Here is a 24,595-nt window from a genome sequence, read left to right as displayed (position 1 = left end):
AAGTAAATTAATGGCAAATACACCTTCAAACGAAAAAGAAGCAATACTGACATTCGAGGATAAGAAATACGATCTCAAAAGTTTACCTAAAGAAGTTCAAGAACTTATAAAGGGAATGCAAGTTGCTGATGCACAATTAAGAATGCACGAAGACACCCTTAAAGTACTTGCGGTTGGTCGTCAACATCTAGCTATGCAATTGAAATCTAAACTAGAATCTATAAATCCAATATAATAATTAATTACAGCTAAGTTAAATAATAATTTACACATAAGATTTATCTATTTTTGCTAATTTAATAAAATAATTAACCCAAGGATCAATCAATAACGCAAGTAAATGTACCTAAAAATCTAAAACATTAAATAATCTTCTACTACTAACTGAATGGTACGAGTACGTGAGAGAATCTAAAGAAAAAATAAAGAGATGGCAACTAAGGGTTATTGGCTTAAGCAAGCCAAAATTGAGAGCACAGCACAATTCATCGAATACGTAAAAACCGTGGTCCCATGGCTTAGATCAGTTGGTGGGACAATAATTGCTAAAGATGTAAACCAAAATTCTGATTTAAACGAATGGGATGGAGGACAATTAGGAGTAATAGTTGAATTTGAATCTAAAGCTGCTGCTCAAAAAGCCTTTAATTCATCAGAATTTCAAGAATACATAAAATACAGTGGGATAGAAAATCAATTATCACTTTCAATAATTGGATGACTGATTACCCTTAAGCTTAAATATATGAAAGATCATTATGATAAAAGATTCTTCAACTCTTCAGAAAGGTCAAATCTTAAGAGTAGAAATAAACGAAGTTAAAGATCGCCTACCGCAAAATGTTCTAGAAATTATCAGAAAGGACCCTGTCGTCGAATTAGTTGGATATAAAATGGTAGATGGAAATGAGTTTGGGCTAGTGGTTAAACTTAAAAATGGAGAAATAAATTGGTTTTTCGAAAACGAGCTATCAGAGACAATGTAATTAATACCTAAATTTTAAAAATTATATGACTAAAAGATACATGTTAAGTTAACAAATGATTAATAAAGTATATTGATATTAACTAATTAAAAAGATTATGCCTTACAACCAAATAACAGTGGTACTAGGTGGTCTTATACATATTCCTATAATAATACTAGTTCTAAGATTTATTGAAAACAGATTCAATAATAGAAACTGGACTAGAGAAGAACTTAATTACAATAAAATAGCCTAATACTTTATTTTGTAATACAATTTATAATTAGAATATATAAACATAAGTAATAAGAAATAATGATAACAATCATAATTACAGGTCCTTCTGGTTCTGGCAAGACTTATTTAAGTAATAAATTAAATAAATTATTTGATAATTCAATAGTAATAAAAACAGATTCATATTATAGGGATAATATATTAATCAGATTTTTATCAATATTTCTATGTGATATTTATGATAGGCCTTTAAGTATAAATAAAAAAAAAATACATAATACACTTAGTGCTATAAAAAATAAGGATAAATTAATTAAATTTTATCAATATGACTACAAGAGAAAGCAATCATCATATTCAAAGAAGCGGATAAATTATAACGGAGACAATCAATTCCTAATACTAGAAGGAATATTTGCTCACAGATTAGATTTAAATTATCAAGAGACTATAAATATTATATGTGAAGAGAGAAAAGACATCTGTTTTAAGAGAAGATTAATAAGAGATAAATTAGAAAGAAATAGAAGAACGAGTGAAGTAAATAGAAAATTTACACGGTCATGGAATTTATTCTATAAAAATATCAGAGGATATCTTGATATAAATCGGAAAATATCATTTAATCCAGTTGATAAGATTTCTTATGATAATTTAGTTTATTATTTACAAAATATATCAAAAAAAAATAACTAGGAAAAATAAATTATTTAATTTCCTAGTTATTTATAATATTAGTAGAAATAAAATCTAGTTTTATTTTTTCACCTCTGGGGCATTCATACCATCGTAGTCAGGACCAACCATTAAACCTACAATTGCAAATAATGCAATTGATGCAACTCCAACTAGAACTGCTGTTGGTGCTGGAGTACTAGTAAGACCAGCAAATAACAAATTGCCCATAAATCATAAATAAAGCAAGATATAAATAGCAGAAAATGGAATAAATAAATTAATTAATAACTAGTTTAGAACCAAAATTGTTAAAATGGATATTTTGCTACACACATTAGAAACTATTGTTTAAACCACAGAAAAATTCTATACATAGTCTTATATTAATCGTACACTTCATAAATAAAGAAATGAAATATTAAGGAATCAATTCTTTAAAGTGTAAAAATTTTTTGACAAAAAAAAAGTGGGCAAACATGAAAAACATTTCTACCCACTTAATTTAGTATTGAAAGTCTATCTATTTAGATGTATTTGGATCATTAAAACCGTCGTAATTAGGGCCAACAACGACAGCCATTATTCCAAATAGGGCCATAAACGCGATACCTACGATTGGTGCAGTAGGAGCTGGTGTACTTAGTAGTCCAGCGAAAGTTAAAGGAAGCATGTTCTTTAGTAAGACTCAATATAAATACCAGTCATCAGGGAATATGACCATTGATATTTTACTTTGTAACATTTAACTCAGGGTTAAGTAAGCTATGACTGGGTTTACAAAGAGAATCATGAAGAGATCTTGGCAAATAGCAAATTCATGAAAGGACCCTAACTGTAGATTGTCGAACATATTGATTGGTACGAAAAAGAACATGAAAATAATAGAAAGATATAATTTATTGTTCTGTGACTCTTGACCTTAATATAAAAACTAGAGTTTAATTTGCTAATATAAGAGAATAAATATGTATTAGAGATTTCTAACTTGCGACCAATAACACCCATTGATGAGTTTGAAGAAGCCTGTAAAAAAGCTAATTTAAATAACAAGGAGCAAATGATAATTGATCACATAAGATATGTTGGTGTATTTACTCAACCATCACTAACTAAAGATCTAAAATTAGATTCAAAGCCACCTGTATTATCATTACTATGTGAAATTTGCAGAAAGATAGGTAAACATATGCCTGAGCACTTTACTAATGTCACCAACTGGTCTAAAGAAATTAATGAGCATAATGTCAAATGGGATGGAGATCTTGTATGTTCGTTGGTGTGGAACAAAGATGGAGAAAGACTATCACCAGAAAATGGAACATCTCTTTATCACACATTTGCAGTCCATAAAGAATTATTCCAAGGCCTTGATTGAATTTTAATTTTGGTTTTTGATTACCCCTGGCTAAGATATTCAAACAACACATTATTAAAGCCTAACTCTTCTGCTGAATATTCAAGCATCAAATTATCAGATTCTATTTGAGATCGGAAGGATCTAATTTCAGCAGATTCATCTCCTGAGAGAGGAATGCCATCGACAACATCAAAGATAATGTTTTGTCGATCAATTTCTGCAAGAACTTCATTTGCCATAATGATCAAACTTAGTACTTATTAATACATAGCCAATAGTTGCAATCTATAAAAGCAATTAAAACATTCCTTTACGAAAGATCTAGTAAAGCAATGAATAGTTGCGATCAATAACAAAAAACATCAATCAGCCATTTAACACAACCGCCCCAAAAAGCACAACAACCTTACATAATTTCATCTATGATTTACATTCCTTATAAATAGGTTATTAAATCGTGCTTGAACAAGGAGCAGTTTTGAAGACAAGTCTAAATGAAAATCCCGTTATAGCAGTCACAATGGCTACAAGCAGACAAGGAACGGGTGTAGTCAAAGAACTAAGTAAAACAAATAAATATCAAATACGAGCTATCACAAGAAATATTAAAAGCTCAAAAGCTTTAAAGCTGGCAAGCCTAAACAACGTAAAAGTAGTTAAAGGGGATTTAATGGACCCTGAGAGCTTGAATAAAGCTTTTGATGGTGTTGAAGCAATTTTTGGAAATACCACTCCAACAAAAGGATGGAAATTATTTAGAGGGAGTATTGTTAGGACTTATGAAATAGAGCAAGGTTATAACCTTATAAATCAAGTAAAAATTGCTTATAAAAAAGGACAATTAAAACATTTTATATTTAGCTCAATCAGTAAGCCTAAAGATCCACTAAAAAATGATCCTGCTCCAGGACATTTTACTAGCAAATGGGATATTGAAGAATATATTCAAAAAAAAGATCTTAAAAAAATCACAACTGTCCTAAGGCCAGTAAGCTACTTTGAAAACTTCGAAAATAAATTACCTGGATACACCATTTCTAAGAATATATTTCCTGGAATAATAGGTGAAAATTACAAGTGGCAAACAATAGCTGTAGAGGATATTGGCAAATGGGTAAAAGGAGTTTTATCGAAACCAGAGAAATATAAAAATCAATCTATTAATATTGCAGGAGAGGAACTGACAGGGCTAGAAATGGCTATGACACTTCAAAGAATAGTTTCCTCAGTAAGACATCAAACCAAGTATGTAATGATACCTAGATCAGCTATAAAGCTCCTAGAATATGATATTGGTGTGATGGCAGACTGGATTGAAAGATCAGGGTATGGAGCTGATATGAATGAACTTAAAATGATTCAGAAAGATTTAAATATTATTCCTACATCTCTTAAAGACTGGCTTATAGCAAAACTCGAAAATCAGAATAATTCACGATATTCATGGTCAAGGCAGTGGAAGACATCTCAATGGAACCTCCAATGGGATAAATGAGGTAGTTGAAATAACTAGGTAGAAATATACTTATATACCATTCACTTCAATAGATTTAGCAATACTTCTAAGAAGTTCTACAATCTCATTATCTTCACAACTTGTATCCTCTTTAAGCTCTACACATAAATCTCTAATAGAAACATTAGTTGACCACCAGATTCCTGAGGTTTCCGTATCATCAAAATTGAAATTAGACATCAGGTTAAAACTAGAAGACCTATGACAATTTTTGAGGATCAGTAGAAGAATTATCCAGAGCTTTCAATTCATCAGGTAATTCCATATCTAAACCTTCTAATAAATTCTTTAAAAGGATTTTATTATTTGTTTCATTTTTTCCAGGTCTGAAATTTATAAATAAATAAAAAATGAGACAGAGAGAAATTAATATAAAAAAGGAATATAAAAAGGTACTGTTGAACATTCAAATAATAATAACAATTTTATATTCATACCAAATCGGATAAAAATCAATAAAAGATAAAAATAATAATAATAAAATGGTCGATCAAACACAATCACAGCTTAAAAAATTTAATATAATAAGTATTTATAACTAGAGTTCAGAGTCAACAGGTAAAGAATCTCATGATTGAGAGAGCTAAAGGAGGCAATAAAATCAAAAAAATAAAAGACGATACATAAGTGAATTATTCCTAATTATAAAATAATAATTTATTAATTATATTTACAATATGAAAATGTATCAAATAACATAATAATATACTTTAAATTATTTTATTATTTATGTTTACAAACATAAGTTATATATTTTTAATCTCAACACTATTAATTCTAGGTGGTTGGGCATTTAAAGCTGTGATTTCATTAGCTCAAGGGAAACATGTGGAAGTAAATCTCAAAAACCCACTTAATCTTAAAGCGAGATGGCCAAAAGAACCTAAAGAGAAGAAATAATTATCTAAGAACTAAAACATAAATTTTCCATTGCTTTATAAAGGCTATTGTTCATTTATGATTAAAAATAATTCTATAAGTTTAGACTAATTAGAAATGCTTGAATCTTTAGATCCTTTTCAGCAGCTATTATTAGGTGTATCTAGTGTTGGGCTGCTAATGATAGTTTTAGTGATTTTCCTTACAGCTAGTCCTAACTTTGAAAACACAGATAGATTAAAGAAAATCTTAGATTTTTTTGAAAAAAAGAAATAAATTCTTCTTTAATGAATTTTAGTCACTAACCATTAAATATTTAAGAAAAATAAAATTGAATGATGTTCTAATATTTTCAAAGGATAACTTAAACAGATCAATCACTTAAACATAAGTAATGTTGTTGATAAATAATCAGTTCTAGAGATGCTCAAGGATTTATTTGACAATAACAAATACTTGATTTGTGCAGGATTAAGTACTTTATCTCTTTTGTTCACTTCAATTTCCATTATTTCTGTATCAAAATCAGTTAAGAAAATATCTACTGATTTAGAGCCAATTTCAGTTTGGGCTGACTCTCAGAATGAATGCATTACAAAAACATTTCGTATTGACGGGAAAAATACACAAGGAATCCCTTCAAAGGTTTGGAGCTGTAATGGGGGAGGACAATAGTTTTCTACTGTTTTAAACCTAGGATTCTCCCCATCTCTTACCAATTTCATATCCCCATTGCTTAGCAAGTGAGACCACATCATCATGTGTTTTACAATTAATAATTAATTGATACTTTTCAGGGGAATTTTTAATTAATTCAACAAATTGATTTAATTGATCAATTTTGTATAGGAATCTTTGGTAATCTTCTTTTGCCATATTTAATTAACCTTAAAATAATGCATTTAGGTAAATAACTTGTATAACTTATACATTACTCAAGCCAGAGTGAATTATTTAGAAAGAAAAGATTTTAAACTTCTAAAAAAAATAAGTTTAATAATTAAGATTGAGAGTGATTAGGTTGTTTCCAAACATACCTATCAATATCATAATCCTTCTCTACGGCAACACAATTAGTAGCGATGTGCCAAAGAGATTTGTGAATTGGAGTAGGATTGTATAGATATACTTTTGGAAATTTATCCTTTAATATTCTTGTTGCAAGTCTTGCATGGTAATGAGGTACTGTTGGCTCAATATGATGAATAGCGTGTGTAGAACCTATTGAGTGATGAAGAAAATCTAAAATCTTTCCATAAGGTCTATCTATGGATAAGAAGGCTCCTCTCATATATGAAAATTGACTTGCTCCAAGATGGGGAACATCTGTATCAGTATGGTGAAGCCATGTATAAATCACAAGCCATATATTAACAACAACTAAAGGCCCTAAATAAAGACTTATCATAGAATTAAATCCAAAAAATAAAGACCAAAAGGTCAATAAGAGCAACATAAAAACAATCCCCCAGTCTGATATCCATACCTTTTTTGCCCATATGGATGGCCAAAGTTTCTTCGAGAAGGGTGCTGTTGGCCAGAAATGATTACTTGTGCCATAGCGAGGTCCACCTGTTTTGCCAAGAAGTAAGTAAGCTGGCCAGCCTAGTATCAAATGAAGAAATAGTTGATTAAAGCCATATAGAATTTTTCCAAAGAACAATGATGACTCCATTTCACTTTCACCACCCTTTTTTTCAGATTTACCATCACCAGAGATAACAACAGGGACATGTGTCTCGCCATCAGTTATGTGATTTGTGAAAGCATGGTGAACCGCATGTGATCTTTGCCACGAAAAGTATGGAACAAGTAAAAATGAATGAAGACAATATCCCACTAGTGTTTCTAATTTTCGATTATCTGAAAAGGCACCATGCCCACATTCATGAGCCAAGACCCAAAGCCCCATAGAAGTTGTACCAGAAATAAATGCATATAGGACCCAAAACGGAATCATCTCTTTGGTAAGAGGAATAGAAAGTCCTACCAAAACAACAAAGATCTGAATAACTACTGTCCTAACAAGATAAAAAAGAGATCTATTTGTCTGCCGAGTAAAACAGTGCTTTGGAATCGCTTCTCGAACTTCTTTTCTAGAGGGGATATCATCCAAAGTAATTTCTAATGCTTTCCCATTTAGACCAGAAGGTAGAAAAGTACTATTGTTATTTTCCTTATTGATCATCTCGAATTTAGTAAGCAAACTTTTTTCCAATTTTTATAATATGACTAAGGGTCATATACGACGTTACTCTTCAATAGTGCTATGAGGCTATAGGGATTTCTAACTTTCACAAAAAATAGTTCCGTAAACTCAATAAATTCATTTTAAATAGTATTTTTTTCAATCCTCTTCAAGAATAAAAGCTATTAGCAAATTCATAACAAAAACTAATATGTTCAAAATCAATTATTCCTACTTTCTGGATACTCAACTGTTCCGTCTGCCTTCCTAACGGGTTTTGAATATAGAACTCTTAATAAACCTTTTGTATCCATATTGGGACTTGTTATAAAAAAGCTAATAAGAAAGAAACCACCAAACAAAACTAATACAATTATGAGAGGTAAATTTAGGCCCATCTCAGAAAATGATAATAAGAATAAAAACATCGGAGTTAGTATCAATTTAAAATAATCATTTTAATATTAAACGATTTCTTAAAAAAAATAGTAAATGTAAAATATTAAAATATAATTTATAATTGAATTGTCTCGAAGGGACTTTCAACAATACGCTTGTTTTCAACAAATACATTATATGTATTTTTATTATTTTTAAAACTTATATTTTTAAATGGTTTACCGTCTATAAAGTGTATAGCAGAACCACCTTCTATACAAATACAACTTGTAATTCTTTCTTCAAGTAATGTTTTTTCTACATATGGAATACGAGAAGGTTCTTCATCATAATGCGGACAACACGTCGCTTTAATAATATCTAAACAAGGTAAAATTTTCAGTTCACTTTCCCATGAATCTGTAATACCACTTGTAAACCAGCAAATAGCTCCTGCACTTACACCGCTCAATATTACGCCATCATTGTATGCATCTTTAAGTAAAGAACTCATACCCCATTCTTTCCAGATTGCAAGCATACTCTTTGTATTACCACCACCAACAAATACAACATCTTGTTTCATAATATGTTTATGTATATCGATAGTTCTCTTGAAAAATTCAATATGAGATGGTATACAATTTAAACGAGTAAAAATAGAATAAAAACGTACTATATAACTATCGTTATCTCCAGTTGCTGTAGGTATGAAGCAAATTTTTGGACAATCTTTACCTGAAAGATTAAGTATATAATTTTCTATTAAATTAGAAGAATTGTTTCTACCGAAACCACCACCACCTATAGCGATAATATGCTTTTTCATGGAATCAAAATCATACTTTCAATATTATACAACTAAAAAATACATTAAATACAAATATAAAAATTAAATAAATTAATAGATAGTTTGTAATTTATTAAAATATAACTTACCAGGGAATAATACTACTGTCCCAGGCTAAAAACTTACCAGAGTCTGACGGTTTTTGTTCTGAAATTATATCAATCAAATACTCACAAGATTGGGAAGGGGTAAAAAGTTTATCTTTAGGCACTGCCGACTGAAAAGGTTTGGATAATTTAGTATCACAAGTACCTGGATGCAAAATAGATACAATTGATAATGGGAACTTTCTACGCCATTCAATACTAAGGGTTTTTAAAAATTGATTTTGAGCAGCTTTTGATGCCCTATAGGAATACCAACCACCAAGTCTATTATCACCAATACTACCAACTCTGGCACTTAAACTTGCAAAGGAGAAGGGGAGTTCTGGTCTAATAAATTTTTCAATACTTTTAGCAATCAAAATAGGAGCGATTGCATTGATTGTGAAATTCTTAATGATATTTGAGCGATTTATATGCGAAAGTCTTTTTTCTGGTTTTATAAGATTGGAGTGAAGAAAGCCACTAGTATTTATAACTAAACGAAGAGGTTTCTTATATAGTGAAATATTTTTTTCAAAAGAAGCAAATGAATGGTCATCCTCCAAATCAAGATAAATATCATTTTGATTAGTTGGATTTCTTCCACAGACAATAACATCCATATTTGGCGATGATGCAGTCACATAATCAAAAATACACCTACCAATATCTCCAGCGCCTATAATCAGAGCTACTCCTTCCCAATCTCTAATTCTCATGATATTTATAGAATTACTTAAATAGTAAAGAGATATGTTCTTTAGCGAGAGATTCAAAACACGACATATATCTATATTTATTATCTAATGTAATAGTTTAAAGTATATGATGATGAAAATTTATTGATAACATGGAAAATGATTGGTTGTATGAATTTCAGAAATATATCAAGAAATTTGCTCTTCTAATAATTTGTATTTTGATTATTGTATTAATAATATTAGTGATATATTGATATAATAGATAAAAAAAACACTAGAATAATCCCCACTATCAAATAACAATAGTTATATTAATAGGAAAAACTATGGTGATAAAAGCTACTTACTACGGAGCGAATGGTTGGCTTATTGATTTAGATGAAACAAGAATCTTAATTGATCCTTGGTTGAAAGGCGATTTAACTTTTCCTCCTGGAGATTGGCTAATCAAAGGGGCATTGGACAGAGAAATGGAGGTTCCAATTGATATTGATTTTTTATTACTAACTCAAGGTCAAGCAGATCATGCCCACCTTCCAACACTGGAAAAGATAAATAAAGGTATACCAGTAATTGCTTCACAAGCAGCTAGCAATGTTGTAAAACAAATAGGTTTTACCAAAATTCATACACTTAAACCTGGAGAAATTTTTAAAAATAATAATCTAAAAATTCAGGCGACTTCAGGTGCACCAGTCCCAAATATTGAGAATGGCTACATTATTGATTTAGGCTTAGATTCAATATATATAGAGCCACATGGATTTCTCGACAAAAAAATAAAGCCTAGAAATATAGATTTGGTAATAACACCAGTAATAGATTTCTCACTTCCACTTGTAGGTAAATTTATTAAGGGTAAAACTGTAATACCTCAATTATTAAAGTTATTTAATCCAACAACTATTTTAGCAAGTACGACAGGTGGGGATATAACTTTTACTGGAATCATAAATAATTTAATTAAAGTAGACGGATCAGCCGAAGATATTAGTTTATTTAAGGATACTAGTACTAAGTTAATAAATCCATTACCATTAAAAGTCTATGAAATATAACAACAACCAAAAAGTATTAGCTATCTATATTTTATTTTTCTCATCTTGCGTAATATAAAATTCAGATACTTCGTTTAGCATCTTAATAACTACCTCGTTACCACATTTTGTTCTTTCTTGAAGTCTCATACATGCTTCTTTGATATTTACAAAGGCATCTTCTCTCATATCAGATAGTTGTTCTTCAGTATATTTTGTTTTACTCATTGGGAATTAAAATTTTAATTTTATATTAGTACACGGATACGTTAAAAAATCAATATTAATCTAAGAATTAATTAAATCTGATAATGACTTAAGTTGAAATCGATATTTAACAAGCGTTTGCAAATCAGAAAAACCTTCTGTTTTTAGTTTAGATATGAATGATTTCTCAAATCCTAGTATTTGTTGAGCAGAGCCTTTCTCATCATAATTACTAAATAAAGGCTTTGTCTTCTCGTATAGGTTCTGATAGACATCTAAATCGGATTGACTATCAAAGACAGAACCATCTTCTGCTCTAAAAGATTTTTTATTAATACTTTTAAACAAAAATAGTAAAAGAAATACTATTGAAACCAAGATAAAAATAGCAATAGCTATTAATGTAATATCCATTAATTTATTAAGAACTTTTAGCATCTTAGTTGAAAATGAATAGAAATGGGAAGATATTATTGTTGAAATGAGTATCATCACTTAATATAAAAGATATATTATCTGAGGACCATTAATAATTTACGACTTCTAGTGATATGTATATAATATAAAAGTATAAAAAATAAGTAAAATGAAGTTTATTTTATTAATAGTTATTATGCTTATATTAACTATTAGTATATTTAATTATTTGATCTATAAACGAAGGCAAGATTCATATCTTAAAGCCGGTAAGAAGTGGGATAGAATAGTTAAAGAGCTAAGAAATAGAAAATAGATCTTTTAATTATATTCTCCTGGTACATCATTTTTCCTTACTGTAACTCTTCCTACTTTTTTCCCTGAAAACCGTAGAAGTTCATCTCCTGAAAATTCATAGCCCCTCCTTAAGCCAATCAGGGCAACGTCATCTGCCGTTGAGGAAGAAAGGACTTCGTCTTTTAAAGAGGCATCACTTTGCATTTCCTTTAAAAATTTTCTTAATTGATCTAATGACATTTAAGAAAACAAATGTTTTGATTAGATTTACTACTTTATATTAGCAAAGACCTGTTAAAATAAATATTAATAAAATGACTACAGAAAATAACTATAAAATAGATAATCAATCAATAATCAATATAAAATGTATACTATATAAAATACTATAAATAAAATGAAAGTAATCCTAGTTATATCTATAATAATCTTTTCTTACTCCTCTACAGCATATTCATACCCTGAAAGCCAAATGAACGATTGTGTTTCAAGTGCTTTAAGTAACCCAGCAACTGAGTCCATATCCAAAATCGCAATAACAAATTATTGCGATTGTGCGCTCAAAGCAATTATTGATGAAAAAAAAGATATTAGAGAATCAGGTTACGAGTGTGCTCAAAAAAACTTTAATTAATCCACTTTAAATACAAAACAATCATAGCTATCTTCTAAAACTTTTATAGATCTAGTAAAAATGAGCATCACATTTTCCCTAATTGTCAATAGAAGTTCCTAGCCATTCTTTATATTCTTGAAATATACACCTTTTAACATTGGTATCTGATGCAGATTCCATTTGAACAACAGCATATGAGACAATATTGTGAAGCGTCTCCTTCAAATCATTATCATCACTCATTTAATCAATTTCAAGTCAACTTACTGAACACAAAGCAATAAAATAAAAAAATAATCACGAAGATCTTTAAAAGATCATCAAGTACAATGACTTTTAATGTGGCCAGATTGAGGGTAAAGGAACTCGCAGAGGCCTTAAACGTAGACTCGCCAGAGATAATTGCAATATGCATACTTCTAAAAATACCTGCTGCATCGCCGCTCTCATCATTATCAATAGAGCAGAGCAAGGAAATAATTGACTATCTTCAGAAAACAAATCCTAAAAGTAATATAGACAAAAAATAATTTTTAAAAGCGAATATAACCTAGAGTTATAATTATAATTTCCGTATATTACAACGTAAAAATATAATCGGTGGGTATATGGAATGCTAAAAGAATGAATTAAGAATATAACTACAAATCATTAGCTTCTCTAAACAAGGCATCTTGATAATCAGAATCTTTTTTTAAATTTTCCATTTTAATTGGATCAAAGTGATCTATGAGTGACTTACCAAACTCAAAGATTTCTAAATCAGATAACCCCTGATCGCGTAAACGTGCAAGAATAGCTGATATGTCTTGAAAAGCATCCTTACATAATTCTTTTTTATCTTCAGCTGTAAGAGATTGCATATCAGATGATTACCAATACATGATTTCAATCATACTATAAGTAATGATTGAAAATGGCTAAATATATAATAGGATAGATTTATACCTATAGAAATAAAAATGAAAAAATATTTAATTCAATTTTCACTATACTATAAAAATTAAGACTAAAGAATTAAATTGAATCTGATAAAAACAAATAAATTTAAAGGCTATTTAAAAGTTTGGGGAGCACCAATATCTTTACTCATATTCTTATTTCTATTCGGTGCTTTAGGCTATCGATTTACAGAAGGTTGGGATTGGGGAGATTGTTTATGGATGGTACTAATAACCATTACAACAATAGGTTTTGGTGAAGTTGAAGTTTTAAGTTCAGCGGGGCGGGTCATAACTTTTTTAATCATTGGAGGTGGATTATTTGTAGTTCAATTAACTCTTCAAAGATTTATACAATTGTCTGAACTAGGATATTTCATAAAATTAGAGGAGCTAAGATTAAGGAGATTAATTAGAAGAATGAAAAATCATGTAATCATATGTGGGTATGGACGCACAGGTAAAGAAATTGCTGACAAATTAAAGTCTGAAAAAATTTCTACCTTAATAATAGAAAACAACTCAACAAGAAAAACCGAAGCTGAGGAAAAAGGATTCAACGTCCTATTAGCTGATGCAACTATGGACGAAACATTATTACTAGCAGGAGTAAAAAATTGCCGGAGCTTAGTGGTTACCCTTCCAAATGATGCAGCAAATTTATATGTAGTTCTCAGTGCAAAAGCACTAAATGATTCTTGCAGATTGATCGCTAGGGCAGCGAACGAGGAAGCTGCTAGTAAATTAAAACTTGCAGGCGCTGATGCGGTGGTTAGTCCATATGTTGCGGCAGGGAGAACCATGGCTGCCTCTGCCTTAAGACCTATAGCCGTAGACTTTATTGATTTACTTGCGGGCTCAGATTGCGAAATAGAAGAATTCAAGCTCATTGATGATATTGATAAAATTGAGTTTTTCAGAAGTCAACATGAAACTTTTTTCGACTTCTCAAAAAGAGGTGAAGCACTTCTTTTGGCGACTAAAGTCTCTGATCAATTAATGGGTAATCCCAAAAATAAGGTTTCAATCTCTCCAGGTATGATTTTGATATTCCTTGGAAGTCAAGAGCAATTAAACAGGATTAGAGTTCGCCTTTTAGAAGTTTTAGTTAAAAAAACTTAGTGTACCTTTGAGAACAATCTAGCTAGGGTTAACACTACAAAAAATACTTAACACCTTAAAAAAAAAATGATTAGAACAAAATAAATTGATTTTACGTAGATGACATTAAAAACAAAAAATGAGTTAGCTACCAAAATAGGAACAAACATTGATTCATCAAAAATCAATGGGAACATATTTTCTAAAGACTACGTAGATTTCTTGAGCGAATTTGGCTGGAGATTAGAAAAAAAACTTCCCTCAAATAGTTATAAATATTCGGACTTGCTAGAAGATACAGAATGGAAATCAAATGATATTGATTTTAGATCCTCGAAACATTACAGAAGAGATCTTGATGCATTGAGTTAATACTTTTCGTATTCAGTTAAAGCTAAAATTTGTTCATACATCTAATTATCTGATGTATAAATAAATTTTATGAAAAGAGATGGATTCTGAAAATCAATCATGGAAAGTCTGGGTTTTTGTTTTTTGCCTCAACGTAGTTGCAATTGGAGGAGCTTTCTACCTTAAATCAATAGGTATTGACCTTTATGCCTTCAGAGGTACTTCCTAATTTTTAGTCAAACTGCTTTTCACAAAAAATTCAGATTTAATAGGAATTGAGATAAAATGGAAAAAGAAAACGAAACCAAATGGAAAAAAGCCTTAGATAATATATTAATTTATAATCTCTATATTTTAATAATAGGTTCCTTATATCTAGCTTTTAGTTTTTTATTAAGTGTTAATGGTAACACTTATTTTTATATTTTATTTCAAAAGCTCTGGTATCCAGTGTTTATTCCATCGTTAAGTCTATTCTTTACGGCCATATTGGTTGAAGCTGTAATAAATTCTCTAGTTGATCGTAAGGATAAATAAACCCATACAAGGTTAAGCTTTCAACATTTATGACCAATCAATTGTTTTAAAAAATAATTGGCATAAAATGAAAAATATTTAAAGTCAATAATGAGATTTAAAGTTTTTATGATTAATGATCAAGGTAATCAACATGATGAGACTGTCATTGCAAATAATGAAGAGGAAGCAAAAAGAAATGTTCTGTGTTTTAATCCCCATTCAACAGTATTAGACGCTAAATGGGTCTATAAATAATTTTTATTGAAAAAAAAAAATGGAAGAACTTACTTATAAGGATCTGAGCAACAACGAATTAGACACCCTTAAAGACATGTATATATCAAGTCGAGTTAACTCTATGAGCGAAACTGATCTGAGAAAATTTGTTAAGGAAATAATTATCGATCAAATAAAAGGAACTGTAGGTAATGCTGAAGAGAAGGAAGCCTGGGAAGAAATAAAAGATCATTTCTCAGAAGACTTAAGTAAAATGATTCTTGAAGTGAAAGAAAAATGCAATAAAAACCCTAAAGTAGAACAAAAAAGTCAAGAAGAGATTGAATTTGATAGAAGACTTGGTCTTCTAAAGCAACAACAAGAAGAGGAGTCAAGCAAAGACATGTGGTAAGTCTAAAGATCATAAAATGTTGTTTAAGCTTTATATATATCACTGATATTGAATCTATTTTAGGAGAAAAAGAAATCAACAAGATGAAATAATAATGAAAGCAAAATAAAAATAATTAATCTTGTGGATCTATATTTTAATTCATTCCAAAAACTTAAATATTCACCTGAATTAATGAATAAGGAAATAAAGGCGAGTCCAAATGATATTCGCTCAATCCAAAAAAGCGACTTAGATATAGCCATATTTAAATCATTAATATATAAAGATATAACTAATAATGTAAGAAAAAAAATAAATAATAATAATAATATTGATTTCATACAAATTCCGAAAGTAAAATTTAAAGGATAATTAAGTATGGAAATTCTTTTTTTTATCTCTTTAATATGATAATTTTCCAATCTAAAATACTCCGTTTGAGGGATTCTCAACTTTTTATAGCGATTATGTAACTCTCTTTCTAATTTCACAAAATCAGCAGTATAAAATTTAACTACTACGTTATCTGGCTTGAGTTGTCTCATTCTATTCTCAATGTTTTTTGTTATACCAATCTTATATAAATCTCTATTCCTTATTACGTAAAGCCAACCACTCATGTAAATTTAAACTCTTACTTATTCAAGATTAATAAAGAAATTATGCCGCTTCTCTTTTTCTCATTGAATTAAATTTTTCTCTCATCGTAGGATTATTTCTAGTCAATCTTTTAACCGAAACCTCTTGAGCTTTGTCATTAGCTAATCTAAGGTTTCTATCAGCGCCAAGTAATGCATCTTTGGTTTTTTGCAAGTGATTAATAGATTTATCAATCTCCATAATTGCTGTTTCAAAACGTTTTGAAGCAAGAGCATAATTTTTACCAAAAGAGTCCTTAAATAATTCAAGGCTATTTTCAAAATTTGTGATATCGATATTCTGCTCTTTAATAGCTGCTAGTTCTGATTTATACTCAAGCGACTTAAGTGAAGCATTCCTTAATAAAGAAATTATTGGTAAAAAGCATTGCGGACGAACAACATACATTTTTGGATACCGATATGAAAAATCAACAATGCCAGCATTAAATAAGTCATTATCAGATTCTAATAAAGAAACTAATACAGCATATTCGCAATTTTTTTCTATACGATCTTTGTTTAACTCTTTAAGAAAATCCTCATTCTTCTTCTTGCTGGAAGTGCTATCACATTCGTTTTTCATCTCAAACATAATAGATACTATTTCGTTCCCTTCACTATCAAAGTCACGGAAAATATAATCACCTTTACTACCAAAACTAGCATCGTTATCTTTGTCAAAATAGGCATTAGGAAATGCTGTAGCCCTTAGTCGATTAAATTCATTTTCGCAATGTTGCTCAAGTGACTCACCAACCATTTTGGTGGACAATTTTGTTTTCATATCACGAAGTCTCTCAATTAAATCATCTCGATCTTTTAACTGGATCTCATATCTCATTTTTATAGATTTTTCAGATAATTCCTTTTGCAGCTCAACTTTATCTAAGTTATTTTTGAGTTTTTCATACCCTTCTTTTAATTCAGTAATAGCCTCAGATACTGCAATTTTTTTATCAAATTCATTCTTTTCTCTTGTTTTCTCCAATAAATACTCAAGTGAGTCTCTCTCTTTTTCGAAGGCATGCTTAATCTTGTTTAAAGTCATGGTTTTTTCAGCCTGAGCAGAAATCAATTGAGACTGAAGGCCTTGCATTTTTTTTTCATTTACAAATGCTGCCTCTTGCATTTGTAATCGAAGATTTTGAATAGCAAGATCAACGGATTTCTGTTTATCCCTTTCAAGAATTTCAAGTCTTTTCTTCAGTTCATCGTCAAACTCCTGATCTCTTACCTGCTTAATAATATTTGAGTAACTATTTTCATCAATGCTGATAGTACTACCACATTCAGGACATTTGATTTCATTCATATCTGAGCACAAGAGACAATGAATCTATTATCTCTTTTTATCTTGTTTCGCTGCGACAAGCAATAATGTTGTTAAAACCAAAAACAAGTTATCAAAAAGGATGATGTTAAGACTAGATATTTAGAGAAAGAAGAAATCATATTAGATTATTCTTTTGAACTTGGGTAGATTCCAGATAAATCTCATTTATTTGCCTTAATAGCCGAAGATTTCCATTCGTACCATTTTTTATTTCTTGAGTAGTCTTCCTCCTCCCAAATCTGATTTTGAAATATTAAGATTCCACAAAGTATAAAAAAAATGAGCACACCCAAAAAGATATGCCAATCAAACATTATTGATGCATTTGAATAACGAACATAGGAAACGATTTTCAACATACTGTCCCTTAGGAACTAATCCTTCCCAAAAATTTACTTGTTAAATACTAAAGTACTTTCAGTACAAGTGAGGTTTTTTGCCAAAACTTCATTAAAAGGTTAAAGATGAATGAGTAATTATATAGTTAACAACTAATAGTAAAATCTAATTGTATTTGAGCAATAATTTTTACTACACAACATATATTTAAATACAAAATAAAATAAGATTGAAGAGTATTGAATTCAACAAAATGTCATTACTGAACTTTGCTCTTGCTCACTCAGAGCTTGGCATAAGCCATTTTACAACAGATTTAATTCTTGTTCTTTCATTCGCAGTAGTAACAGCACTTCCTATGTCTTTATTACGACCTCAGATACAAGAAGAGAATGTAAAGAGCAACGTTTTCAAAAACTGAGACTAAGAATCATACGGTTAAAACCTAATAATTTGTTATCAATTAAAAGCATAAGTTAGTATAAATCAATATATAAATTAAAAATTAATATAAATACTTTATGTTTTTTTATATTTTCTCAAATATCTATCTAGATAACTAGCCTATTAAATTCAAATTTTGACAAACCTCCCTAAATATATTTTTTAAAAATATGGTACTGCTTATTTTTTTAGGCTTCTTCTAAATTTTTTTTACTTTTTTGGCACGTTTTCAGACTTAGTGTATGTACAATAGCTAAATCAATAAATAAACATGTCAGATAAAAGTTTATTCATATATGATGGAGAATGTCCATTTTGCAATCACTTTGCACAATTACTTGAATTAAAATGCAGTCTTTCTAATTTAGAAATATTAGATGGAAGAGAAAATCTAGCCCTATTAACTAAACTCTATAACCAAGGCTATGATTTGAACAAAGGAGCAATTCTTATCAATAATGAAAATATCATGCATGGTGCGGATGCAATTAGTTGGATTTGCTCTGAGATCAAAGAGCCAAGTGACTTGCTGTTAGAACTACTAAGGATTCTTTTCACCTCTAACAAGAGAACTAATTTTTTCTTCCCTTTCCTTTTATGGGGTAGAAGATTATCACTGACATTAAAAGGGAAGGTATGGCAACCTGTTAGCGAAAATATTCAATACTATTGAATTTGATCTAGAAGCTGAACATAAATTATAAAGTTGGTCAAATATGTAAAATTTAGCCGTTTTGATATTAATTCCAAATCTACTAATTCAATAATTTAATATCAAAAGCTAATAGGACCTATCCATATTTAAAATTAGTGCTGATAAATTTAAATCATTCAAAAGGTGATTTAAATATCAATAATTCATTATTCCGTCTGAAATGACAATGTTTAAAAAGAATTAATATTTTTTTAAGTCTTCTTTAAATTCGATTTGTAACATCAGTTGATGAGAGGATAGATCCAATACCTAGGACGAGTTTAAATGTGTAAAAATAAGATTTTATATCTTAGCTAAATATGCTTATAGAAATCCTTGGCAATAGCAGTTCATTACTAGTTATATTTTTAATTTGTTTATCAATATATTTCGGAATCCAAGCTAAGACGAAAAATATAAAATGAAGTTAAGTTATCTGAATAATTACGAAGGTTCCTACTCGAGAAGTAAAGTTGTAAAAAAAATAATTACAAATAATCTTAATCAAGTAGTTGCTTTTTATTTTTCTCAAGACTAAGGCCCCTCTCACACTCAATACTTGAAATAGGTATACAACTCCAGTCCACGAACAGAGTAAGCATTACAGCAACAAAAATAGACAATGGCAAAACAAGCTCAAGATAAACATGTCGAACCATATAAACTATTAAATCCGAAGTATTGGTAACAATCTCTTCATAAAGAGGATCAAACAAGGATCTTAGGTACATAGAAGGTACCAATGTTAACCAAATTAGATATCAGAATGTGGTTATAAAGAATTATCGACAAGATAAACAAATGAATATACCTGAGTAAATAAAAAACAAATTGACTATAAAAGAGGATGCTGGACATGGTTTTATGTTGCCTATTAATGATTGTTAGAAAAATTCGATAAAGAAAGTTCCTAGACAAAATTTGTCTAAAGCAAAAACAGCTTTAGATAAAATACTCATGAAAGAGAATCTGGAGAGATAAAAAACGATAATTCAAAAACGTATATGTATTTTAATTTCAGGAAAAAAAAAAAGGGTTCGAGAAAACCTTAAAGAACGATTAGATAAAAAGCAAGAATCATTAAAGAGAAAAATGAAAAACGAAGGGAGAAACAGGAGAGTAAACTAATAAGGTAAATAGAATATAGATGAATAATCAATCAAATTTTTATAGGAAAATTAGGCAAATAAAAAAGCCGAGAGGCAGATATGCATCTCGGCTAAATCTAAATGTAATGATACTGAATTTCAGGAATTAACCTTCTCCTTCTGGAACCAAACGGAATCCTTTGCGTCCCATCTTTATCTCAAAATTATCACCTGGTTTGAGATCTAAAAGAGCGGTATAGGCCTTTCCTATCAATAGGTTTCCATTTCCTTGAACGGTAGCCACATAACTAAGCTTTCTTCCACCTTTACCAATACCACCCGCACTTTCTGCTGCTAGGTTTACACCTTTAGCCTCTAGAAGTGCTTCGTAAAAAGCAGTGTAGTTAAGACGCTCTCCGCCTCCTTTCTTGGTGGAAACATATCCACAAGCTTTAACAAGATCAGATTTTGAGACATCTCCCAAGTCTTTGACCTTGGCTAATAAATCCTTACCAGTGAGCATGATAAATAAATGGTTGTACTTACAATACTAACTTATAATTAACAAACTTACAATATTTACATTAGTCCTAGACATTAAAGCTAAAAGTTATGGGAACAGAAGGATCTAGATTAAACTCAGAAATTCAAGGTTATATCGAAAATTATGCATCGTTATAGGTCTTGATTTATAGGAAAGATCTTTTTTGATCCGTTTTAAAATTAATGATTCTGATGATCATTTACCAATTAGAAATCGCTCAATCGCCAGCAATAGCAAGATAATTTAATAAGATAAGCAGAAATCTAAACATGCTTATGGACTTCTATGACCAAATTGCGAAGATCTAAAGTCAATTCATTCAGTATATAAAGCTTTACTTTTGGATATTTGTTAAGGGATGAATCAGAATATAATTACTAATTACAACAAAAAATGAATCTCTCTAAAATTCTTGCGATTTGTATCGTATCTGTATTCATCCTTTCAGCATTTGCAGGATTATTTGGAACTCTATTAAATTCCTAGTAACAACAAGAAATGATTAAATTCACCCTTTCCTTGTGATTTATACTTTCCCTTATATCTAACTAAGAAATTTAGAAGCTAATATTTTTATAACCACAAGGAAATCATATCTTCTAGAAATATTGTTGATGATTAATTTGATAATCAACTAAAATTTAGGTTCGAAAACGGCACCATTACATATCATCACAGACAACACATCCTTACTTTCTTCGTTCATTTTCTCAACAGCTTTTACTTGGCTCAATGTCTCAGTAGTTTTAGTTACACACCGATTCCAGCTAGAAGCCTGCTTGGATAAAGGAATTAACTGAATAGTAAGTGTACTAAAACAAACAGCAGCCAGACCAAGATATATTTTTTGGATTAAATTTTTCCTATGTAAACTCAAGACCACTATTCAATTAAAAACTATTCAAGCAGATCAAGGTAAAATTATTAAATTCGATTAAAAAACAAATCACAAAATCTGATTAAGCAGTAAATATAAAAAAATGAAAATTTAGCCCCTAGAGCTCTTTAAATAATGGCAAAACATATAAATAGGAAGTTCAACGAAAATTGTCCCACTTACCAATCGTAAACTCAAGAAATCGATCAACATCGTCGTCTGGACAACCAGTCTTACTTTGTAATTCACAACAAGCTTCTGAAATCTTATCAAAGCAATCTTTTACATCAGTATTAGCTTCTATTGCTTCAAACATTTGCTTGTCAGTAAAAGACATATTAAGAAGAGAGAATTATTTCAATGAAGGCTATTTTCATAAGGCTTTTTTGGCAATCTTAATAAGAGCAATGAATAGAAACCAACAATTATAAATAATTGCATTCTCAAATAAATGCTCAGAAAAACAATTAAATAATTATCGGGTTAAAGCTAAAGCCCAATTAGGTGAGAATTGGCTAAAGCCTAAACGACTCTTGGTGGAAGAAGCATTGCATTTAGCGACAATTCCATTAGTAGGAAGATTAGAAAACAATTCTTTCTTTATCCATTGAGAATGCCACCTTTTGACTTGACAAGGGTCATCAGTTCTTAAGGTAATAGGAATCTCAAAACCCCAATTTTGAAGTTGAGTTAAATCAGACAATTCATCACTGTCAGACCTAAAAATTCGAAATGCTAAAAATGATAAAGAAGTATTGCTAGCATTTTCAGTCGTTGAGCTAGCTAGCAATTGTGCTTGTAGAAATTTAGAATTAAAAGAAGAAGAATATAAAATCCCCTCCAACTCAACTTCAACTTTTAATGAGTCATCAATATTCAAAGGAATAGCTTTGATTGTTCTTATATTTTCAATAATTTCACTACCCTTACGAGAATAGGCTTCTACTAATTGTCCATATTTATATCTAAGACCTATTGCGAAACCCTCAACTTTAGGTTGCACAACCATAGTTGACCCCTCTGGTATTTTTGCCAACCAGCTTGCGAAACAATCCTTATCAAGTCCAAGTAACCTCATATCTATATCAATAGGAAAATGTCAAGCAAAGTCGCTTCTTCAACCTCTTTTCTTAAGGAATCAATTAAATAAAAAGCGATAAGTTAATTAAAAATGAGACGTGAAAAAGGGAATAAACAGATGAAATAAAATTTTATTTACAAGTTATATATACTTTCCTAAACATACACTAATTTGAAAATGCAAATTATGAATAATCGATTTTGTCTTATTCATAGTATTTTATCTATAAATAATTTCCATTTAATAAGTCTTTGGAGATTTTTATCGCAATAAAAATCTCCATGTAAGGATCTCGAAACAAAAAAGGAAGAGTGGATTTGCAGAAATACAGTACTTATTCTCATGTATGCATACCTCTTATGACATATTTTTAAAAAGACTATTTTATTTATATGTCAATATTGGAAAAATATCCGGAAAATGTTCCTTGGGATTTAAATATCGACCAAAGTAACAACAATTCCATCAAATGGATTTTATCAAAAGCGGACATCGTATATACGTTTACAAGGAGTCGTATAAACAACAAATACGTTTATGTACAAAAAAATGATGGAAGAAGAAAGGCAGTCAAAGAATATGATGCCAGGTTTACTTATCAAAGATTGTTTGACGAGGGATATTCATTGGCTGCCTTTTCCTGATTAATAAATAATTCTTGACGTTGAACATCATAAGTGTAGGCTAAAGAATATAGACACTTTTAATTAATGCCAAGGGTAAAAAGAGAGAAGTATCCAGAAAAGGCTCCATGGGATTTAGGACCATTATCTGAGCATAAAGCTCTAGAAAATTGGACACTAGTAAGAGGATCTGAAATTGTAATTTTCGCAAGAAAAGGTGATGACAATCACTACTTCATAATGCAAAGAGACGATAAAGAGCCAATCGAAATCCTTGCATTCCAAGCAAGACTCACATATCAACAACTTTTAGATAAAGGCTTCAAACTTGAAGTCTCATAAATTATTTTAAAAAAATAAACACTACCTTAATAATTTTATGACTGAATTAGAAGAACTTGAAGATATAGTTGGAAGCTTAGAGAATATCGAACCTTTCGGAATTGAACCTGATTTCAGCTCACTGGGGCTAGAGCCTGCAGACGTATTAGGATTTCAGACAGAAGAAGAACTTGAAAATGCAATTAATCTTCTCACCATAGAAGTCAAACGCAACAATGTTATTTTAATTGACCTTTGAAATTCATTGAATAAAAATATATCAATTATAAAAGAGTCAATAAAAATACTAGGGCTGTATTTCCTCAACAAATTCGATTTCAGATTCAATTTCTGGAATTGACCATATTGACCAAAAGAATATAATCGTCACTGGACAAAAAAGAATTCCAAAAACAGGCGAAAGATATTTGAACCAATGAAACTTGATCTTATGGGTCATTAACTAGAAAGAAATATATAGTTTCATATTCAAAATGTGATGTGACTAATTCTGCTTAAAAAATATCACAAACATACAAAATTAGAACATCAGAGGCAAAAAAATAAAATTAATTGAGATAGCTAGATTCTAACTTTCTCATTTGTGTTGGAGCTTGTTAAAACATTGCTTGCAGAGGATTAAACCTTTTCTTCTATAACAAGATTCATATAAAAG

General features: G+C 29.9%; 45 protein-coding genes. 23 read left to right on the top strand and 22 right to left on the bottom strand.

The window, feature by feature from the left end:
* The first annotated feature begins 10 nt into the window (after window positions 1-10).
* The 4 genes from SIB75_RS05875 to SIB75_RS05860 all read left to right on the top strand — a co-directional run bounded on the left by SIB75_RS05875 (window position 11) and on the right by SIB75_RS05860 (window position 1,901).
* Window positions 11-235 (top strand): DUF6447 family protein, encoded by a 225-nt coding sequence (locus SIB75_RS05875; protein ID WP_413684690.1) that lies wholly within the window; start codon window positions 11-13, stop codon window positions 233-235.
* A 195-nt stretch (window positions 236-430) separates the two neighbouring features.
* Window positions 431-721 (top strand): DUF1330 domain-containing protein, encoded by a 291-nt coding sequence (locus SIB75_RS05870; protein ID WP_413390531.1) that lies wholly within the window; start codon window positions 431-433, stop codon window positions 719-721.
* 37 nt (window positions 722-758) lie between these two features.
* Window positions 759-986, top strand: coding sequence for a DUF2862 domain-containing protein (locus tag SIB75_RS05865; RefSeq protein ID WP_413684688.1), 228 nt, complete (start codon window positions 759-761; stop codon window positions 984-986).
* A gap of 297 nt (window positions 987-1,283) precedes the next feature.
* Window positions 1,284-1,901, top strand: a complete 618-nt coding sequence (locus SIB75_RS05860) for a uridine kinase (RefSeq protein ID WP_413684687.1) — start codon at window positions 1,284-1,286, stop codon at window positions 1,899-1,901.
* Window positions 1,902-1,961: 60 nt separating this feature from the next.
* On the opposite strand, the gene SIB75_RS05855 is transcribed toward SIB75_RS05860, so the two are convergent.
* Window positions 1,962-2,111: a hypothetical protein gene (locus tag SIB75_RS05855; RefSeq protein ID WP_011823748.1), complete on the bottom strand. Its 150-nt coding sequence runs from the start codon at window positions 2,109-2,111 to the stop codon at window positions 1,962-1,964.
* A 292-nt stretch (window positions 2,112-2,403) separates the two neighbouring features.
* On the bottom strand, window positions 2,404-2,553 hold the full coding sequence (locus tag SIB75_RS05850) for a hypothetical protein (protein WP_413684686.1): 150 nt from the start codon (window positions 2,551-2,553) through the stop codon (window positions 2,404-2,406).
* Window positions 2,554-2,859: 306 nt separating this feature from the next.
* Here SIB75_RS05850 and SIB75_RS05845 point away from each other — a divergent pair, with 306 nt between their 5' ends.
* Complete coding sequence (locus SIB75_RS05845; protein WP_413684803.1) at window positions 2,860-3,258, top strand: hypothetical protein; 399 nt, start codon at window positions 2,860-2,862, stop codon at window positions 3,256-3,258.
* Between the two features lie 20 nt (window positions 3,259-3,278).
* Here SIB75_RS05845 and SIB75_RS05840 read toward each other — a convergent pair whose 3' ends face one another.
* Window positions 3,279-3,479, bottom strand: coding sequence for a hypothetical protein (locus tag SIB75_RS05840; RefSeq protein ID WP_413684684.1), 201 nt, complete (start codon window positions 3,477-3,479; stop codon window positions 3,279-3,281).
* A gap of 218 nt (window positions 3,480-3,697) precedes the next feature.
* On the opposite strand from SIB75_RS05840, the gene SIB75_RS05835 reads away from it, so the two are divergent.
* Window positions 3,698-4,735 (top strand): NmrA/HSCARG family protein, encoded by a 1,038-nt coding sequence (locus SIB75_RS05835; RefSeq protein WP_413684683.1) that lies wholly within the window; start codon window positions 3,698-3,700, stop codon window positions 4,733-4,735.
* Window positions 4,736-4,765: 30 nt separating this feature from the next.
* On the opposite strand, the gene SIB75_RS05830 is transcribed toward SIB75_RS05835, so the two are convergent.
* The gene (locus SIB75_RS05830) at window positions 4,766-4,936 is read right to left on the bottom strand and encodes a hypothetical protein (protein ID WP_413684682.1); all 171 of its coding nucleotides are present in this window, start codon (window positions 4,934-4,936) and stop codon (window positions 4,766-4,768) included.
* Window positions 4,937-4,955: 19 nt separating this feature from the next.
* Entirely contained in the window at window positions 4,956-5,162 is a 207-nt protein-coding gene (locus tag SIB75_RS05825) for a hypothetical protein (RefSeq protein ID WP_413684680.1), read from the bottom strand.
* 323 nt (window positions 5,163-5,485) lie between these two features.
* Here SIB75_RS05825 and SIB75_RS05820 point away from each other — a divergent pair, with 323 nt between their 5' ends.
* From SIB75_RS05820 to SIB75_RS05810, 3 genes are all read left to right on the top strand, one after another.
* On the top strand, window positions 5,486-5,656 hold the full coding sequence (locus tag SIB75_RS05820) for a hypothetical protein (protein ID WP_413684678.1): 171 nt from the start codon (window positions 5,486-5,488) through the stop codon (window positions 5,654-5,656).
* Between the two features lie 96 nt (window positions 5,657-5,752).
* On the top strand, window positions 5,753-5,911 hold the full coding sequence (locus tag SIB75_RS05815) for a hypothetical protein (RefSeq protein WP_413390548.1): 159 nt from the start codon (window positions 5,753-5,755) through the stop codon (window positions 5,909-5,911).
* A 147-nt stretch (window positions 5,912-6,058) separates the two neighbouring features.
* Window positions 6,059-6,310: a hypothetical protein gene (locus SIB75_RS05810; protein ID WP_413684677.1), complete on the top strand. Its 252-nt coding sequence runs from the start codon at window positions 6,059-6,061 to the stop codon at window positions 6,308-6,310.
* 18 nt (window positions 6,311-6,328) lie between these two features.
* Here the strand turns inward: SIB75_RS05810 and SIB75_RS05805 are convergent, their stop codons facing one another.
* The 5 genes from SIB75_RS05805 to SIB75_RS05785 form a co-directional block, all read right to left on the bottom strand.
* Window positions 6,329-6,511 (bottom strand): Nif11 family protein, encoded by a 183-nt coding sequence (locus SIB75_RS05805; protein ID WP_413684675.1) that lies wholly within the window; start codon window positions 6,509-6,511, stop codon window positions 6,329-6,331.
* Between the two features lie 124 nt (window positions 6,512-6,635).
* Window positions 6,636-7,823 (bottom strand): fatty acid desaturase, encoded by a 1,188-nt coding sequence (locus tag SIB75_RS05800; RefSeq protein ID WP_413684673.1) that lies wholly within the window; start codon window positions 7,821-7,823, stop codon window positions 6,636-6,638.
* Window positions 7,824-8,044: 221 nt separating this feature from the next.
* On the bottom strand, window positions 8,045-8,251 hold the full coding sequence (locus SIB75_RS05795; RefSeq protein ID WP_413684671.1) for a hypothetical protein: 207 nt from the start codon (window positions 8,249-8,251) through the stop codon (window positions 8,045-8,047).
* A gap of 86 nt (window positions 8,252-8,337) precedes the next feature.
* The gene (locus SIB75_RS05790; RefSeq protein WP_413684669.1) at window positions 8,338-9,030 is read right to left on the bottom strand and encodes a Type 1 glutamine amidotransferase-like domain-containing protein; all 693 of its coding nucleotides are present in this window, start codon (window positions 9,028-9,030) and stop codon (window positions 8,338-8,340) included.
* A 106-nt stretch (window positions 9,031-9,136) separates the two neighbouring features.
* Complete coding sequence (locus SIB75_RS05785) at window positions 9,137-9,856, bottom strand: SDR family NAD(P)-dependent oxidoreductase (RefSeq protein WP_413684667.1); 720 nt, start codon at window positions 9,854-9,856, stop codon at window positions 9,137-9,139.
* Between the two features lie 308 nt (window positions 9,857-10,164).
* Between SIB75_RS05785 and SIB75_RS05780 the strand changes: the two genes are divergently transcribed.
* Window positions 10,165-10,896, top strand: a complete 732-nt coding sequence (locus tag SIB75_RS05780; RefSeq protein ID WP_413684665.1) for an MBL fold metallo-hydrolase — start codon at window positions 10,165-10,167, stop codon at window positions 10,894-10,896.
* A 24-nt stretch (window positions 10,897-10,920) separates the two neighbouring features.
* Here the strand turns inward: SIB75_RS05780 and SIB75_RS05775 are convergent, their stop codons facing one another.
* From SIB75_RS05775 to SIB75_RS05765, 3 genes are all read right to left on the bottom strand, one after another.
* Window positions 10,921-11,103 carry a hypothetical protein gene (locus SIB75_RS05775; RefSeq protein WP_413684663.1) on the bottom strand — a complete coding sequence of 61 codons (183 nt, stop codon included), beginning with the start codon at window positions 11,101-11,103 and terminating at the stop codon, window positions 10,921-10,923.
* Between the two features lie 60 nt (window positions 11,104-11,163).
* Window positions 11,164-11,520: a hypothetical protein gene (locus SIB75_RS05770; protein WP_413684661.1), complete on the bottom strand. Its 357-nt coding sequence runs from the start codon at window positions 11,518-11,520 to the stop codon at window positions 11,164-11,166.
* 300 nt (window positions 11,521-11,820) lie between these two features.
* On the bottom strand, window positions 11,821-12,036 hold the full coding sequence (locus SIB75_RS05765; protein WP_413390562.1) for a Nif11-like leader peptide family natural product precursor: 216 nt from the start codon (window positions 12,034-12,036) through the stop codon (window positions 11,821-11,823).
* Between the two features lie 157 nt (window positions 12,037-12,193).
* On the opposite strand from SIB75_RS05765, the gene SIB75_RS05760 reads away from it, so the two are divergent.
* Window positions 12,194-12,430 (top strand): hypothetical protein, encoded by a 237-nt coding sequence (locus tag SIB75_RS05760; RefSeq protein WP_413684659.1) that lies wholly within the window; start codon window positions 12,194-12,196, stop codon window positions 12,428-12,430.
* A 78-nt stretch (window positions 12,431-12,508) separates the two neighbouring features.
* Here SIB75_RS05760 and SIB75_RS05755 read toward each other — a convergent pair whose 3' ends face one another.
* Entirely contained in the window at window positions 12,509-12,655 is a 147-nt protein-coding gene (locus tag SIB75_RS05755; protein ID WP_413684657.1) for a hypothetical protein, read from the bottom strand.
* A gap of 98 nt (window positions 12,656-12,753) precedes the next feature.
* Between SIB75_RS05755 and SIB75_RS05750 the strand changes: the two genes are divergently transcribed.
* Window positions 12,754-12,942 carry a translation initiation factor IF-2 N-terminal domain-containing protein gene (locus SIB75_RS05750; RefSeq protein WP_413684655.1) on the top strand — a complete coding sequence of 63 codons (189 nt, stop codon included), beginning with the start codon at window positions 12,754-12,756 and terminating at the stop codon, window positions 12,940-12,942.
* A gap of 111 nt (window positions 12,943-13,053) precedes the next feature.
* Here SIB75_RS05750 and SIB75_RS05745 read toward each other — a convergent pair whose 3' ends face one another.
* Window positions 13,054-13,275 carry a hypothetical protein gene (locus SIB75_RS05745; RefSeq protein ID WP_413684653.1) on the bottom strand — a complete coding sequence of 74 codons (222 nt, stop codon included), beginning with the start codon at window positions 13,273-13,275 and terminating at the stop codon, window positions 13,054-13,056.
* Between the two features lie 153 nt (window positions 13,276-13,428).
* Here SIB75_RS05745 and SIB75_RS05740 point away from each other — a divergent pair, with 153 nt between their 5' ends.
* The 6 genes from SIB75_RS05740 (at window position 13,429) to SIB75_RS05715 (ending at window position 15,952) form a co-directional block, all read left to right on the top strand.
* A complete protein-coding gene (locus SIB75_RS05740) occupies window positions 13,429-14,475 on the top strand; it encodes a potassium channel family protein (protein WP_413684801.1) in 1,047 nt (348 codons plus the stop codon).
* A 99-nt stretch (window positions 14,476-14,574) separates the two neighbouring features.
* Window positions 14,575-14,826: a hypothetical protein gene (locus SIB75_RS05735; RefSeq protein WP_413684651.1), complete on the top strand. Its 252-nt coding sequence runs from the start codon at window positions 14,575-14,577 to the stop codon at window positions 14,824-14,826.
* Window positions 14,827-14,905: 79 nt separating this feature from the next.
* Entirely contained in the window at window positions 14,906-15,034 is a 129-nt protein-coding gene (locus tag SIB75_RS05730) for a hypothetical protein (RefSeq protein WP_413684650.1), read from the top strand.
* Window positions 15,035-15,090: 56 nt separating this feature from the next.
* Entirely contained in the window at window positions 15,091-15,342 is a 252-nt protein-coding gene (locus tag SIB75_RS05725; RefSeq protein ID WP_413684649.1) for a hypothetical protein, read from the top strand.
* Window positions 15,343-15,450: 108 nt separating this feature from the next.
* On the top strand, window positions 15,451-15,579 hold the full coding sequence (locus tag SIB75_RS05720) for a hypothetical protein (RefSeq protein WP_413684648.1): 129 nt from the start codon (window positions 15,451-15,453) through the stop codon (window positions 15,577-15,579).
* 19 nt (window positions 15,580-15,598) lie between these two features.
* Window positions 15,599-15,952: a hypothetical protein gene (locus SIB75_RS05715; protein ID WP_413684647.1), complete on the top strand. Its 354-nt coding sequence runs from the start codon at window positions 15,599-15,601 to the stop codon at window positions 15,950-15,952.
* A gap of 59 nt (window positions 15,953-16,011) precedes the next feature.
* Here the strand turns inward: SIB75_RS05715 and SIB75_RS05710 are convergent, their stop codons facing one another.
* Complete coding sequence (locus tag SIB75_RS05710; protein WP_413684645.1) at window positions 16,012-16,554, bottom strand: GIY-YIG nuclease family protein; 543 nt, start codon at window positions 16,552-16,554, stop codon at window positions 16,012-16,014.
* Between the two features lie 40 nt (window positions 16,555-16,594).
* A complete protein-coding gene (locus SIB75_RS05705; protein ID WP_413684643.1) occupies window positions 16,595-17,887 on the bottom strand; it encodes a DUF2130 domain-containing protein in 1,293 nt (430 codons plus the stop codon).
* Between the two features lie 613 nt (window positions 17,888-18,500).
* Between SIB75_RS05705 and SIB75_RS05700 the strand changes: the two genes are divergently transcribed.
* Window positions 18,501-18,668: a hypothetical protein gene (locus SIB75_RS05700; protein ID WP_413684642.1), complete on the top strand. Its 168-nt coding sequence runs from the start codon at window positions 18,501-18,503 to the stop codon at window positions 18,666-18,668.
* Between the two features lie 294 nt (window positions 18,669-18,962).
* Window positions 18,963-19,364: a DCC1-like thiol-disulfide oxidoreductase family protein gene (locus SIB75_RS05695; protein ID WP_413684641.1), complete on the top strand. Its 402-nt coding sequence runs from the start codon at window positions 18,963-18,965 to the stop codon at window positions 19,362-19,364.
* Between the two features lie 521 nt (window positions 19,365-19,885).
* On the opposite strand, the gene SIB75_RS05690 is transcribed toward SIB75_RS05695, so the two are convergent.
* From SIB75_RS05690 to SIB75_RS05670, 5 genes are all read right to left on the bottom strand, one after another.
* Entirely contained in the window at window positions 19,886-20,101 is a 216-nt protein-coding gene (locus SIB75_RS05690; protein ID WP_413684640.1) for a hypothetical protein, read from the bottom strand.
* A 538-nt stretch (window positions 20,102-20,639) separates the two neighbouring features.
* Window positions 20,640-20,996 carry an AbrB family transcriptional regulator gene (locus SIB75_RS05685; protein ID WP_011293945.1) on the bottom strand — a complete coding sequence of 119 codons (357 nt, stop codon included), beginning with the start codon at window positions 20,994-20,996 and terminating at the stop codon, window positions 20,640-20,642.
* A 655-nt stretch (window positions 20,997-21,651) separates the two neighbouring features.
* Window positions 21,652-21,894 carry a hypothetical protein gene (locus tag SIB75_RS05680; RefSeq protein WP_413684639.1) on the bottom strand — a complete coding sequence of 81 codons (243 nt, stop codon included), beginning with the start codon at window positions 21,892-21,894 and terminating at the stop codon, window positions 21,652-21,654.
* A 160-nt stretch (window positions 21,895-22,054) separates the two neighbouring features.
* A complete protein-coding gene (locus SIB75_RS05675) occupies window positions 22,055-22,210 on the bottom strand; it encodes a hypothetical protein (protein ID WP_413684638.1) in 156 nt (51 codons plus the stop codon).
* Between the two features lie 159 nt (window positions 22,211-22,369).
* On the bottom strand, window positions 22,370-22,972 hold the full coding sequence (locus SIB75_RS05670) for an NAD-dependent DNA ligase (protein WP_413684637.1): 603 nt from the start codon (window positions 22,970-22,972) through the stop codon (window positions 22,370-22,372).
* Between the two features lie 395 nt (window positions 22,973-23,367).
* Here SIB75_RS05670 and SIB75_RS05665 point away from each other — a divergent pair, with 395 nt between their 5' ends.
* From SIB75_RS05665 to SIB75_RS05655, 3 genes are all read left to right on the top strand, one after another.
* On the top strand, window positions 23,368-23,619 hold the full coding sequence (locus SIB75_RS05665; protein WP_413684635.1) for a hypothetical protein: 252 nt from the start codon (window positions 23,368-23,370) through the stop codon (window positions 23,617-23,619).
* Between the two features lie 66 nt (window positions 23,620-23,685).
* Window positions 23,686-23,940 carry a hypothetical protein gene (locus tag SIB75_RS05660; RefSeq protein WP_413684633.1) on the top strand — a complete coding sequence of 85 codons (255 nt, stop codon included), beginning with the start codon at window positions 23,686-23,688 and terminating at the stop codon, window positions 23,938-23,940.
* A 37-nt stretch (window positions 23,941-23,977) separates the two neighbouring features.
* Window positions 23,978-24,178, top strand: coding sequence for a hypothetical protein (locus SIB75_RS05655; RefSeq protein WP_413684631.1), 201 nt, complete (start codon window positions 23,978-23,980; stop codon window positions 24,176-24,178).
* Window positions 24,179-24,595 lie beyond the last annotated feature (417 nt).

Origin of the sequence: Prochlorococcus sp. MIT 1011 (assembly GCF_047305235.1) — a bacterium.
Classification (GTDB): Bacteria; Cyanobacteriota; Cyanobacteriia; order PCC-6307; family Cyanobiaceae; genus Prochlorococcus_B.
Note: the sequence above shows the minus strand (reverse complement) of the source record. Positions and strands in the feature narration are given on the sequence as shown.

What these genes read in the sequence shown, in the direction of transcription:
- SIB75_RS05735 (WP_413684651.1), top strand. Translation starts at nt 14,575, where the DNA reads ATGACATTAAAAACAAAAAATGAGTTAGCTACCAAAATAGGAACAAAC.
- SIB75_RS05790 (WP_413684669.1), bottom strand. Translation starts at nt 9,030, where the DNA reads ATGAAAAAGCATATTATCGCTATAGGTGGTGGTGGTTTCGGTAGAAAC.
- SIB75_RS05850 (WP_413684686.1), bottom strand. Translation starts at nt 2,553, where the DNA reads ATGCTTCCTTTAACTTTCGCTGGACTACTAAGTACACCAGCTCCTACT.
- SIB75_RS05815 (WP_413390548.1), top strand. Translation starts at nt 5,753, where the DNA reads ATGCTTGAATCTTTAGATCCTTTTCAGCAGCTATTATTAGGTGTATCT.
- SIB75_RS05810 (WP_413684677.1), top strand. Translation starts at nt 6,059, where the DNA reads ATGCTCAAGGATTTATTTGACAATAACAAATACTTGATTTGTGCAGGA.
- SIB75_RS05780 (WP_413684665.1), top strand. Translation starts at nt 10,165, where the DNA reads ATGGTGATAAAAGCTACTTACTACGGAGCGAATGGTTGGCTTATTGAT.
- SIB75_RS05745 (WP_413684653.1), bottom strand. Translation starts at nt 13,275, where the DNA reads ATGCAATCTCTTACAGCTGAAGATAAAAAAGAATTATGTAAGGATGCT.
- SIB75_RS05765 (WP_413390562.1), bottom strand. Translation starts at nt 12,036, where the DNA reads ATGTCATTAGATCAATTAAGAAAATTTTTAAAGGAAATGCAAAGTGAT.
- SIB75_RS05720 (WP_413684648.1), top strand. Translation starts at nt 15,451, where the DNA reads ATGATTAATGATCAAGGTAATCAACATGATGAGACTGTCATTGCAAAT.
- SIB75_RS05865 (WP_413684688.1), top strand. Translation starts at nt 759, where the DNA reads ATGATAAAAGATTCTTCAACTCTTCAGAAAGGTCAAATCTTAAGAGTA.
- SIB75_RS05670 (WP_413684637.1), bottom strand. Translation starts at nt 22,972, where the DNA reads ATGAGGTTACTTGGACTTGATAAGGATTGTTTCGCAAGCTGGTTGGCA.
- SIB75_RS05820 (WP_413684678.1), top strand. Translation starts at nt 5,486, where the DNA reads ATGTTTACAAACATAAGTTATATATTTTTAATCTCAACACTATTAATT.
- SIB75_RS05825 (WP_413684680.1), bottom strand. Translation starts at nt 5,162, where the DNA reads ATGTTCAACAGTACCTTTTTATATTCCTTTTTTATATTAATTTCTCTC.
- SIB75_RS05760 (WP_413684659.1), top strand. Translation starts at nt 12,194, where the DNA reads ATGAAAGTAATCCTAGTTATATCTATAATAATCTTTTCTTACTCCTCT.
- SIB75_RS05855 (WP_011823748.1), bottom strand. Translation starts at nt 2,111, where the DNA reads ATGGGCAATTTGTTATTTGCTGGTCTTACTAGTACTCCAGCACCAACA.
- SIB75_RS05830 (WP_413684682.1), bottom strand. Translation starts at nt 4,936, where the DNA reads ATGTCTAATTTCAATTTTGATGATACGGAAACCTCAGGAATCTGGTGG.
- SIB75_RS05785 (WP_413684667.1), bottom strand. Translation starts at nt 9,856, where the DNA reads ATGAGAATTAGAGATTGGGAAGGAGTAGCTCTGATTATAGGCGCTGGA.
- SIB75_RS05755 (WP_413684657.1), bottom strand. Translation starts at nt 12,655, where the DNA reads ATGAGTGATGATAATGATTTGAAGGAGACGCTTCACAATATTGTCTCA.
- SIB75_RS05860 (WP_413684687.1), top strand. Translation starts at nt 1,284, where the DNA reads ATGATAACAATCATAATTACAGGTCCTTCTGGTTCTGGCAAGACTTAT.
- SIB75_RS05875 (WP_413684690.1), top strand. Translation starts at nt 11, where the DNA reads ATGGCAAATACACCTTCAAACGAAAAAGAAGCAATACTGACATTCGAG.
- SIB75_RS05700 (WP_413684642.1), top strand. Translation starts at nt 18,501, where the DNA reads ATGTCATTACTGAACTTTGCTCTTGCTCACTCAGAGCTTGGCATAAGC.
- SIB75_RS05675 (WP_413684638.1), bottom strand. Translation starts at nt 22,210, where the DNA reads ATGTTTGAAGCAATAGAAGCTAATACTGATGTAAAAGATTGCTTTGAT.
- SIB75_RS05660 (WP_413684633.1), top strand. Translation starts at nt 23,686, where the DNA reads ATGCCAAGGGTAAAAAGAGAGAAGTATCCAGAAAAGGCTCCATGGGAT.
- SIB75_RS05840 (WP_413684684.1), bottom strand. Translation starts at nt 3,479, where the DNA reads ATGGCAAATGAAGTTCTTGCAGAAATTGATCGACAAAACATTATCTTT.
- SIB75_RS05730 (WP_413684650.1), top strand. Translation starts at nt 14,906, where the DNA reads ATGGATTCTGAAAATCAATCATGGAAAGTCTGGGTTTTTGTTTTTTGC.
- SIB75_RS05770 (WP_413684661.1), bottom strand. Translation starts at nt 11,520, where the DNA reads ATGCTAAAAGTTCTTAATAAATTAATGGATATTACATTAATAGCTATT.
- SIB75_RS05805 (WP_413684675.1), bottom strand. Translation starts at nt 6,511, where the DNA reads ATGGCAAAAGAAGATTACCAAAGATTCCTATACAAAATTGATCAATTA.
- SIB75_RS05795 (WP_413684671.1), bottom strand. Translation starts at nt 8,251, where the DNA reads ATGTTTTTATTCTTATTATCATTTTCTGAGATGGGCCTAAATTTACCT.
- SIB75_RS05665 (WP_413684635.1), top strand. Translation starts at nt 23,368, where the DNA reads ATGTCAATATTGGAAAAATATCCGGAAAATGTTCCTTGGGATTTAAAT.
- SIB75_RS05685 (WP_011293945.1), bottom strand. Translation starts at nt 20,996, where the DNA reads ATGCTCACTGGTAAGGATTTATTAGCCAAGGTCAAAGACTTGGGAGAT.
- SIB75_RS05870 (WP_413390531.1), top strand. Translation starts at nt 431, where the DNA reads ATGGCAACTAAGGGTTATTGGCTTAAGCAAGCCAAAATTGAGAGCACA.
- SIB75_RS05800 (WP_413684673.1), bottom strand. Translation starts at nt 7,823, where the DNA reads ATGATCAATAAGGAAAATAACAATAGTACTTTTCTACCTTCTGGTCTA.
- SIB75_RS05715 (WP_413684647.1), top strand. Translation starts at nt 15,599, where the DNA reads ATGGAAGAACTTACTTATAAGGATCTGAGCAACAACGAATTAGACACC.
- SIB75_RS05725 (WP_413684649.1), top strand. Translation starts at nt 15,091, where the DNA reads ATGGAAAAAGAAAACGAAACCAAATGGAAAAAAGCCTTAGATAATATA.
- SIB75_RS05655 (WP_413684631.1), top strand. Translation starts at nt 23,978, where the DNA reads ATGACTGAATTAGAAGAACTTGAAGATATAGTTGGAAGCTTAGAGAAT.
- SIB75_RS05705 (WP_413684643.1), bottom strand. Translation starts at nt 17,887, where the DNA reads ATGAATGAAATCAAATGTCCTGAATGTGGTAGTACTATCAGCATTGAT.
- SIB75_RS05695 (WP_413684641.1), top strand. Translation starts at nt 18,963, where the DNA reads ATGTCAGATAAAAGTTTATTCATATATGATGGAGAATGTCCATTTTGC.
- SIB75_RS05775 (WP_413684663.1), bottom strand. Translation starts at nt 11,103, where the DNA reads ATGAGTAAAACAAAATATACTGAAGAACAACTATCTGATATGAGAGAA.
- SIB75_RS05710 (WP_413684645.1), bottom strand. Translation starts at nt 16,554, where the DNA reads ATGAGTGGTTGGCTTTACGTAATAAGGAATAGAGATTTATATAAGATT.